The 6,796-nt window shown below is 35.1% G+C and carries 7 protein-coding genes and 1 tRNA gene; 4 read left to right on the forward strand and 4 right to left on the reverse strand.

Annotated features, from left to right (window positions below):
• Positions 1 to 34: 34 nt before the first annotated feature.
• Positions 35 to 505, reverse strand: a complete 471-nt coding sequence (locus tag ACFSAH_RS02075) for an ABC transporter ATPase (protein ID WP_379661027.1) — start codon at positions 503 to 505, stop codon at positions 35 to 37.
• A gap of 243 nt (positions 506 to 748) precedes the next feature.
• Between ACFSAH_RS02075 and ACFSAH_RS02080 the strand changes: the two genes are divergently transcribed.
• Positions 749 to 1,147 (forward strand): hypothetical protein, encoded by a 399-nt coding sequence (locus ACFSAH_RS02080; RefSeq protein WP_379661028.1) that lies wholly within the window; start codon positions 749 to 751, stop codon positions 1,145 to 1,147.
• Between the two features lie 63 nt (positions 1,148 to 1,210).
• Entirely contained in the window at positions 1,211 to 1,426 is a 216-nt protein-coding gene (locus tag ACFSAH_RS02085) for a hypothetical protein (RefSeq protein ID WP_379661029.1), read from the forward strand.
• On the opposite strand, the gene ACFSAH_RS02090 is transcribed toward ACFSAH_RS02085, so the two are convergent.
• Positions 1,423 to 2,214, reverse strand: a complete 792-nt coding sequence (locus ACFSAH_RS02090; protein WP_379661030.1) for a (Fe-S)-binding protein — start codon at positions 2,212 to 2,214, stop codon at positions 1,423 to 1,425. The genes ACFSAH_RS02085 and ACFSAH_RS02090 overlap by 4 nt on opposite strands.
• A gap of 10 nt (positions 2,215 to 2,224) precedes the next feature.
• Entirely contained in the window at positions 2,225 to 3,517 is a 1,293-nt protein-coding gene (locus ACFSAH_RS02095) for a 4Fe-4S dicluster domain-containing protein (RefSeq protein WP_379661031.1), read from the reverse strand.
• 165 nt (positions 3,518 to 3,682) lie between these two features.
• On the opposite strand from ACFSAH_RS02095, the gene ACFSAH_RS02100 reads away from it, so the two are divergent.
• Entirely contained in the window at positions 3,683 to 4,348 is a 666-nt protein-coding gene (locus ACFSAH_RS02100) for a head GIN domain-containing protein (RefSeq protein WP_379661032.1), read from the forward strand.
• Between the two features lie 114 nt (positions 4,349 to 4,462).
• A tRNA-Phe gene (locus ACFSAH_RS02105) sits at positions 4,463 to 4,535 on the forward strand.
• A gap of 368 nt (positions 4,536 to 4,903) precedes the next feature.
• On the opposite strand, the gene ACFSAH_RS02110 is transcribed toward ACFSAH_RS02105, so the two are convergent.
• Positions 4,904 to 5,866 carry an SRPBCC family protein gene (locus ACFSAH_RS02110; RefSeq protein WP_379661033.1) on the reverse strand — a complete coding sequence of 321 codons (963 nt, stop codon included), beginning with the start codon at positions 5,864 to 5,866 and terminating at the stop codon, positions 4,904 to 4,906.
• Positions 5,867 to 6,796 lie beyond the last annotated feature (930 nt).

The raw sequence follows: 6,796 nt of genomic DNA on the forward strand, positions 1-6,796 counted from the left end.
TTCTGAATAGCAAATTAATTTGCTATCGTGAAATTTATAGGAAAAAGCGAGCATGCCAACTATTTTCCAATGGAGTTTCCCAGGAAGCTTCAAACTCTCCCAGTGTTTTTACTAAATTATTGAAAACAGTGGTTTGCGCATGGATGCTATTGTTTTTTACCAGATTTTCAAATGTAGCCCTGTCTGCTGTTTTGACCATATCTTCCTCTTTCCAGGCAATATTGAATCTGTCAAAAAGATTAATGCCAAATTCTTGTTCTATATCTTTCATAAGCCTTACAGATTTATCTATAGAACATCCGCTGGCCCCTGTTAAAGTCTCATCAACCAACAAAATTATAAAACGGTTATAGGCAATTTTGAAAGAAGCTTTTAATTCCTGATTATGAGCAGTCCATGAAGAAGTGAAATCTGTTAATAATGCCGTTAATTGTTGTAATTCGGCCTCGGTAAATTCGCGATCCGATTGGTAGATCCAAACTTTTGATTCTTGACTAAGTTCCATACTTACAAAAGTAATTAAAAATAGGGATAAGCCCCGAATGTGGATAACCTGTAATGGTTGATAAATATTTTCTCTGATAATAGAAACTGTGGTTATTTTTATAAGGGAATATGTGTTAGGTTTTAAGGGGATAGGTAGATTAATAGAGATAACAGGTTTAATGTTTTTGGAATTTATATAAGCATGCTATATATTGTATGTCGTTTATTTTTTTCTTTATGGTTTTCATGGACTTCTTTTTTTATGGAAAAGGATACCGGAGATATTAAGAAATCTATTCATGAGATTTATGCGAAATGTGAGGCAGAAAAATATCTGGAAGTGAAAAGTTACAGCTTGGAAATCACAGAAAATGGGTTTTTAAGATATAAAAGAGTGTGGAAGAATAATAAATCGGAATTTTTTTCGGTGAAGTTGGAAAAGCTGGATGATATGAGTTATTATGGTACCGATAAGCAAGGAACTTTTTATTTTAAATGCTCGCCGGAAACAGTTATTTACCAAACGCGACGAGACCCCAGAGGAGATATTGATTCTATGGCAAATGAAATTTCATTTCCAGTAGTAAATATGGACGAGGAGCAGCTTAATTTTTTTGTCAATAATATTAATTCTTTGAAAGGTCTTTTTGTTAAAAAATAAAAAATATTCAAAGATATAGCGTTTTTTATGGTATATTGCGTGTACTAAACTAAAACGTACATTGTGAAGAAGACTTATTACATAATATTTTTATTGTGTATTTCTGTTTGCCATGCTGCTTTTTTGAAACAATGGTTAGATGCAGGCATTGATGAGAAAAAAGAGTTGTCTCATTTACATCCGAAAAAAGGGGAGCTTTTAGATAGCATCCCCGGAAAAGTAAGCCAGGTTGTTGATAGAAGAGAGTATCCTGTAGTTGTGAAAGTACTGGAAAACTAAAGACCATTATTTTTTGCCGTAATTTCTGCAATATCTAAAACCTCGATCTCGGATTCTTTCTCAAAGTGTTTAACGCCATCTTTAATCATAGTCATGCAAAAAGGGCAGCCTACTGCTACAATATTGGCTTTTGATTCAAGTATATCGTCCATTCTCTCAATGTTTATATCTTTATTGCCTTTTTCAGGCTCTTTAAACATTTGTGCTCCACCCGCACCGCAACATAAGCCGTTTTGTTTACATCTTTTGAGTTCCACTAAATCTGCATCCAGTATTTCTAAAGCCTTTCGGGGAGCTTCATAAACATCATTCCCCCGTCCTAAATAACAAGGGTCGTGGAAAGTTATTTTCTTTCCTTTAAAAGCAGAACCGTCATCTGTCCTCAGTTTTCCTTCATCTATAAGTTCCTGAATTAACTGGCTATGGTGTATAACTTCGTAATGACCACCAAGTTGTGGGTATTCATTTTTTAATGTGTTAAAACAATGAGGGCAGGCAGTGACAATCTTTTTGATATTATAGGCATTTAGGACTTCTATATTAGTCATCGCCTGCATTTGGAATAAGAACTCGTTTCCTGCTCTTTTTGCCGGATCGCCTGTGCATGATTCTTCTGTACCCAATACTGCAAACTTAATATGGGTGTGGTGGAGTATTTTGGCTATAGCTTGTGTAATCCGTTGAGCTCTTTCATCGTAACTTCCAGCACATCCAACCCAAAAAAGTATTTCAGGTTCTTCGCCCTTAGCTAAAAGTTCTGCCATTGTTGGTATCTTGAAATCAATCATAGTCTTTAAATTATTGATTAGCCCAGTTAAATCTGTCGTTCGGTGAATATTTCCATGGAGCAGCATTGTTTTCTATATTACTGAACATAGCGTTAATGCTTCCCGCTGCATTAGACTCTTCCATAACAGCGTATCTTCTGAGTTCGAGAATAATGGATAGCGGATCTATGTTTACAGGGCAGGCCTGTGTGCAGGCATTACAAGTAGTGCATGCCCAAATTTCTTCCCTGGAGATGTAATTATCCAGTAATGTTTTCTGTTTGATTTCTTCTTCGCTTTTATTTTTATCTAATTCGTAGCCTACTTCTTCCAGTCTGTCTCGTGTATCCATCATAATCTTTCTTGGAGATAAAAGCTTACCAGTTATATTGGCGGGGCATACAGAAGTACAGCGCCCACATTCTGTACAGGTGTAGGCATTGAGTAATTGTACCTGGTTGAGGTCAAAAATATCATTGGCGCCAAATTTTGCAACAGCATCGCTTGGAGGCGGAGTAAAAGAAGGATCAAGCATTGCCTTTACCTCATTAGTTACAGATTGCATATTGTTGAACTGCCCTTTGGGGTCTAATTTGGAATACCAGGTATTTGGGAATGCTAATATAATATGAAAGTGTTTAGAGTAAGGTAAGTAGTTAAGAAAAAATAAGATTCCTACGATATGAAACCACCAGCAGAATCTTTCTATCAAAATTAGCTGCGTTGCCTGTTCTGGTAGTAGAGAGATGAGATAGCTAGAGATAGGGAAACTGCCAGCTTGATGATATACACCCAATTGCTGCAGTTTTTGGTCGGCTGCATTCATAGTAAGAAAAGCTGTCATAAGCAGCACCTCTATAACGAGAATATTTATAGCGTCTTGTTTTGGCCATTTTGTCATCTCCACACCTGAGAATCGTTTGAGTTGTAGTACTGCTCTTCTGGCAAGGAATACGATAACACCTATCAATACCAGTAAAGCGAGAATTTCAAATGACCCTATTAGGAAATCATATCCAGATCCTAAAAAGGAAAAGATACGATGAGTACCAAATATACCGTCAATAATAATCTCCAGCACTTCCAGATTGATAATAATGAACCCTATATACACAAAAAGGTGCATCAATGCGGCTACGGGGCGGGCGGTCATTTTACTCTGTCCAAAAGCAACCTTTAGCATAGTAAGCCATCGTTCTCTTCTGTTTCCGGTAATTTGTACTGTTCTTCCCAACTTAATGTTTCTGTATATCTTCTTAGACTTGGTAGTAAATAATACTACCGCTATTAAGAATAATAGAATGAATATAATCTGTGCTGCCATATTGATGTTTATATGATTATATAAATATAATAAATTTAATATGCTTGCATATTAAATTCTGAAATAAAAGTACATAATATACTATCTGTCAAAAAAAATATCTACCCTTACTAAGGGTAAATATATTATTGAGTGTTTTTGTTTCATAATATTAAAACTTTAAATATGAAAGATATCATTTACTTAGTATGCTTTATGGTTGTTTGGACACTAACTTCTTGTGAGAAAAATGTAATAAAAGGAGAAGGACCAATTGAAACAAGAGAAAGAACAGAAAGTCTCAAAAGCAGTTTCCGATTTATAAAAGTCGACGGAGAGATTGAGCTGTATGTGGAATATGGAAAAGAAAGGAAGTTGGAGATCAGAGGGTACCAAAATTTATTGCCTATATTCAAAACAGAGGTTGTTGGAGATAAATTGGTGCTTAAATATGAAGATTCTTATCGGATTAGAAATAATAATATTAAAGTGTACCTTACTATTGATGCTTTGCCTGATTTAGAAATTAATGGTAGTTGTAAAGCTAGTTTTTTGGGAAGATTTCCGAGAAAAGAACATTTGCATACTGAAATTAACGGATCTGGTAGAATAACCTATCAGGGAGGAGAGGTGAATAGCTGTTATTTTTCTGTCAATGGAAGTGGAAATATTGAAGCCGAACAGTTAAGTGCGGATAAAATGGGCATCAAGATTTCTGGTAGCGGAGAATTAAAGGTTTCAGTTAAAAACGAGTTAGATGTTAATATTAGTGGTAGCGGAAAAGTTTTTTATAAAGGAACTCCTGTAATTAGTCAGCGTATCTCCGGATCAGGCAAAATTATCTCCTTGTAATACAATGTAATGTGTGTTTTTTGAAAAATAATTTTAGATATACTTTGGATATTCAGAAAAAGAATCTACATTTGCAATCCCGAAACGGAACAAACGTTGAAGGGAAATAAGGCTGGTGCCTTAGCTCAGTAGGTAGAGCAAAGGACTGAAAATCCTTGTGTCCCTGGTTCGATCCCTGGAGGCACCACTTGAAAAGCTTCACAGAAATGTGAGGCTTTTTTTGTTTTATGGCGGTTAAGGAGTGATTAGGGGGGGATATTAAAGAAGACTAAACGCCAGTTGTTAAATAGTCTGTTAATTGCTCTAATTTACCTGTAATTTGACTCTTTATTCTCTCTTTGAAAGACGTGTTAAACCATTTTGTTAATTAAACGAATTTATTGGTTTGTTTATATCTCTCGAAAATTTGGTGCTTATTTTAAAAGTTCGATAGGTGAAGAGGGGGCTGACTCCTGCTTCTATAATAGAGAAACAGGAGTGATAAGAAATAGTGAATAGGGTTTGCGTAAGGTAGTTTTTCAAGTAGAGCGAAGGTATTCCTAATACGTAATTGTTTTATTCGTGTTCTGCTCTATGCTTTTCAATTTGTAAAATGTTGTTTTGGATGTCCTTCATAATATTGTTAGCCCACCAACTGGCATAAAAATTAAATGTAGTAGTTAATTTAAAGTAGCTCCAAAGGTGCAATCTATAGGTTTTATCGTTTAGTTTTTCAAGTTCATAAGTTCCATTCAATACATCAAAATATTTTCCACCAACAACTAAATGCTCGTCCATTGTTGTTAGAGGGATTTCATGAGGAAGGGCTTTTATAGTAAATGACATTTTTTTATTGTCTATATACTCGGTTACAGTCTCATGAAAAATGAGCCCATTTGTAAATATAGCTTCTCTGTAAGCTCCAACTCCTTCATAGTTAAGTTCAGCTTTCACAGGTCGTGGGAAATTCAATAATTTGGTAAGCCAGCCTTTATCTTGTTCTTTGTTTATTTCTCTTACCCTGGTAACATTGCTCCAGATTTTTTCTGCTGGCGCATTTATATCAATATAGGTATATGCTTTATAGGGAGTGGAATTGGCACCGATGTAGTTTTCTATAGGTGATGCAAATAGTGGTAAAAGGATTAAGATCGAAATATATAAATTGTTGTCTTTCTTTTTAAGTTTGAAATATCCGCCAATAAATCCTCCAATAGAAGCAGCAAGCAGAAAGATAGGTAGTATCATTAATAAACAAGGCCAGCCTTCAATAGCAAAGATAAATGTGATGAAAAAGAAAGTGAAAATTGGAATCCAAGGAATAAAAATTCTATAAGAAAGACTTTTTACTTTCTCTTCTTTTGATAAATAAACTGTCAATGCTCCAACAGTTGAAGGTAAAAGAAATAGAAACGCTTTTGACATCATATTGAACATACTCTCCCAGGTAGATTCACCAAACAATGTTCTTGATAATAGAGCGTAAATTGTAGGAATGGCTATAATCTTTAATGCCGTTATTAATTTTTGTTTAGTCATGATATGAAGTGATGTGTGAAAATTTAAAATATAATATGAAATTTTCGAATGCAATATCAGTATAAATATGGCTACTATATCAGATATATTTGAAATACTTGATACAGAAGGTGAGAAAATAGATTGAAGCTTGTTTATTGATTTTGGATTGATGATTTATTCAGAGGGCAAATTTTGATAAGTGATTAGGCTAAATCAGATACCTGATTTATCAGTTTCTGTTATTCTTGTATATATATTAAGAGCGTTTATTAGTTATATATTGTATATGTTAGGGTAACTAGAGAGCTCGAGAGGTATTAACCAAAAAAATAACACATTCTTACTCAGTAAGTTGATGATTAGTTGTAAAAAAAGGCAATAAAAAGTTTGCTAGTATAGTATAAATATCTACTTTTGCACTCCCAATCGCAAGGAAAAGGGTTTTAAAGAGGGGAAGGGCAGGAGAGGAAGGTTGACATGAAGCAAAGAGGAAGAAGGGCGAAGCTCGGTGCCTGGAGTTACCTTTAAGGAGCCATTTAAACAGGTTTTGGTAGCTTAGAAAAAAAAGTTAAAAAAAACTTGCACCGAACAAAAAAGTTCTTACCTTTGCACTCCCGATCGCAAGGACGGGAATCCGGAGCGATCCGGTACTGAAAAACGAGGTTCAGGGAGTGAGAGAGGTTGATTCTGCCGGTGTTTTCTTAGAGATAAGGGCACTGAAAAAAAAGAAAAAATAATTCTTGCAGAAAAGAAAAAGATTCCTACCTTTGCAGTCCCGAAAGGGATAGGGTTACAGAGCGATTCTGTGGCGCACAAGAAATGAAAAGATATGGCCTGAAATGCTCAGGTATATATAATAAGAGAGACCCGCGAGGGAATCGAGAAAAGTTCTTTAATAGGAGATTATCATATAGCACAAACGGACAGAGAATGTCCGCTGTCTGAACG

The sequence above is a fragment of the Pseudopedobacter beijingensis genome (assembly GCF_042678145.1).
In the GTDB taxonomy this organism is placed as follows: Bacteria; Bacteroidota; Bacteroidia; order Sphingobacteriales; family Sphingobacteriaceae; genus Pseudopedobacter; species Pseudopedobacter beijingensis.